4 protein-coding genes are annotated in these 3,051 nt (G+C 32.2%); 2 read left to right on the top strand and 2 right to left on the bottom strand.

Annotation, left to right across the window (positions count from 1 at the left end; translation table 11 throughout):
• Together ACXJIE_RS02630 and ACXJIE_RS02625 are read left to right on the top strand one after the other, a co-directional pair.
• Window positions 1-606: NAD-glutamate dehydrogenase domain-containing protein (locus tag ACXJIE_RS02630; RefSeq protein WP_456479426.1), on the top strand; the 606-nt coding region annotated here is incomplete at its 5' end.
• A gap of 21 nt (window positions 607-627) precedes the next feature.
• Window positions 628-1,812 carry a hypothetical protein gene (locus tag ACXJIE_RS02625; protein WP_456479425.1) on the top strand — a complete coding sequence of 395 codons (1,185 nt, stop codon included), beginning with the start codon at window positions 628-630 and terminating at the stop codon, window positions 1,810-1,812.
• On the opposite strand, the gene ACXJIE_RS02620 is transcribed toward ACXJIE_RS02625, so the two are convergent.
• Together ACXJIE_RS02620 and ACXJIE_RS02615 are read right to left on the bottom strand one after the other, a co-directional pair.
• Window positions 1,804-2,196: a GatB/YqeY domain-containing protein gene (locus tag ACXJIE_RS02620; RefSeq protein ID WP_456479424.1), complete on the bottom strand. Its 393-nt coding sequence runs from the start codon at window positions 2,194-2,196 to the stop codon at window positions 1,804-1,806. The two genes, ACXJIE_RS02625 and ACXJIE_RS02620, sit on opposite strands and share 9 nt — an antisense overlap.
• Before the next feature lie 314 nt (window positions 2,197-2,510).
• Entirely contained in the window at window positions 2,511-2,810 is a 300-nt protein-coding gene (locus ACXJIE_RS02615; RefSeq protein WP_456479423.1) for a tetratricopeptide repeat protein, read from the bottom strand.
• Window positions 2,811-3,051: the final 241 nt, after the last annotated feature.

Genomic DNA, 3,051 nt, shown 5'->3' with positions numbered 1-3,051 from the left:
TATACCGACAGACTCTCTGTAGTCGGTGTGGGAAGTATGAGGGGTGATGTGTTCGGAAACGGAATGCTTTTGAATAAGAACTTTTTATTAATTGCCGCAATCAGTCATAACGAAATTTTTGTTGACCCCAATCCCGATCCTAAAATTGCTTACAAAGAGAGAAAAAGACTTTTTGAAAACGGCCTGAGCTGGGATCAGTATGATAAATCAAAAATAAGCAAAGGCGGCGGTGTATTTAAAAGAGACGAAAAATCAATAAAACTGACACCCGAAATAAAAGCGTTAATTAATACCAAAAAAGATGCAATCAGTGCAGAAGAACTCGCCAAAAAACTTCTCTGTTTAAAAGTTGACCTTCTTTATTTCGGCGGTATCGGAACATATGTAAAATCTTCGGAAGAACTTAACCTTCACATAAGTGATAAACAAAATGCCGATATCCGTGTAAATGCAAATGAAATAAACGCTTATGCAATATGTGAGGGTGCCAATCTTGCCCTTACAATGCAAGGACGTTATGAATACGCCCTCAAAGGCGGGAAAATAAACCTTGACGCTATAGACAACAGCGCAGGTGGAAATATAAGCGATTACGAGGTAAATTGAAAAAGAATATTAAATTCCCTCGTGGATAGAAAAAAACTCACCGAAAAAGAAAAAGTAAAAATATTAAAAGAAATTCAGGACGAAGTTATCGAAAAAGTTTTACGAAACAATTTTGAACATGCCCTGCTTCTATCACTTGACGAAAGAAAAATTTATAAAGAAAAACTGATTAAAATTCTTGAAATCCTTGAAAAAAACACCGATTATTTCAAAAGAAAAAATTACCACATACCAAAAAACAGCGAAATAGAAATAATATACCAAAACGAACAGGCGTTAAGACCGGTATTGGCAATCGTAATGCTTTACAGCAAAATATTTTTAAAAAAATATATTTTAAATTCCGGTTTGCTCGATTCAAATTATTACGACAAATTTTTAAAAGAATATTTTCCAAAAGAGTTTTTCAACAGATTCGAACATGAAATATTCGACCATCCTTTAAAAAAAGAGATAATCGCCACCCAGATTGCAAATAAAATAATCAATGCGCACGGCATCGGATTTTTAAGCGATTATCACGAAAAATCGTTTAAATACAAAATTGAAAGTTATCTTATTATGAACGAACTTATAAGCGCCAATTCTTTAAGAAAAGAGGCTGTCGATTCACTTGCCGATATTAACAGACAGTATGATCTTCTCATTGACATAGAACAGACAATAAAATTCGCAGTCAAATGGATGGTAAAAACACTTGAAAACAGCAGCGTCAAACCTCTTCTGTTTATCACCTACAAAGACGAACTCGCCAAAATCATTATAAACCAAAATAAAATAGAAACATACGAAAAATGGAAAGATTTTTATAAATTCCTGCCTGCAATGTTTATGATAAAACACGAGTACAACCTTGAACTGCAGACAATATTCAGCCTTTTTAAACTTATAATTTCAAAATTCAAAATAAACACCATCTTAAAAACAATAAAAAATATCAAACCGAAAAACAGGCTCGATAAAAACCTGAAAGAGGAAGTCGAAAGACTTATAGAATATTTTGTAATCACATTCGCAAAAGAAGTTATAAACTCCGAAAAATTTTCACCCCAAAACCTTAAAAAATCGTTTAACGAATATATAAAAAGAAAACACGACGAATATGAAGACATTATTGAAGAAATCAAAAAACTGAAAAAAGAGAAGAAATCATTAACCCTTCTCTCTCATATTGCAAATTCGCTGATTTTACAGCTTTTAAAGTGATTTGATTATCCTGCTCGCAAGAGCCATATCGATATCGCCTCTGGCTTTGAGCCTTTTCATAATTTCACCCATATTCTTACCGCCTATTTCATCAATTATATCTTTAATGATTTTAGTGGTTTCCTCTTCACCGAGCATTTGAGGCAGAAAACTTTCATATATTTCAAGCTCTTTTTTAGCCTCTTCCATTCCTGCTTCAATGGATTCTTTCGCCATTTTGGCAAGTTTTTTGGCGGCTTCCTGGATAATTTTTTCACTAACCTCTTCACCTTTTTCTTTTGCAATTTTCTGAGCGCTGTCAACCAGCATCATTAGTGCGTTGGCTTTTGTTTTATCCTCTTTTTTCGCTTTCATCATCATTTTTTTAAGTTCAAGTATTGTCATTTTAAATCCTTTCTATTATTGATCTTGTTGAGGTTTATGTTTTTTATCATTATTAAATATAATAATAATTCCTACAAGGGTTATTAATCCCATTAAAAGCCCTATCATTATCCCGTTCATTATAAATCCCATCATTAAATAAAAGCAAATAACCAATGTTCTCTATTTTAATTTTAATATTTTCTATTATTTACATAATTATATCATAAGTTCTCATCCGGCAGTCCGAAGTATTTTTTATCAAGTAATTTTATTTTAACACTCAAATTTTCCGAAACAGTTCTATTTGTCCCCCGCAATGATAAAATAAATACCTATTTGCAGACCCAAGGATATTCTTCGCATGAAATATCTAAATTATTTTGTGATGCACTATAACCTTTCTTTGCTGCTTTCATCAAATACTCATACGCTTTATAATAATATTTAGGAACACCTTTTCCATTTCCATATAAAAGACCAAGATTACCACACCCTTCGACACTTCCTCCGTCGCACGCTTTTTTGTATAACTTAGCCGCTTTTGCATAATTTTTCTTTTCATAATAAAATTGACCATATTGACCACAAGCAAAAGCATTGCCTTTCATACATTCGTTTTCAATATATTTCAAATAATCTCCAAACAAAAAACAATTCCGATAAATAAAAAAATCAGCTTTTTCATCCTTTCTCGTTTTAATTTTTAAGCAATTATACTCTCTCTCAATTTCAAGGAAAAAGTTTATTTATACCAAAACACAAAACAAACCTTACGTCTTTCACCCTTTTTCACCTATGGTTGGTTGGGTAGGTTCACCCTCTTTCACTTTACGATATTTCGGTGAAAAAAGGTGATTAGTGAAAAAAGGTACT

It is taken from the genome of Nautilia sp., assembly GCF_053994455.1.
The sequence above is the reverse complement of the archived record's forward strand: the minus strand, read 5'-3'. Positions and strand labels throughout refer to the sequence as shown.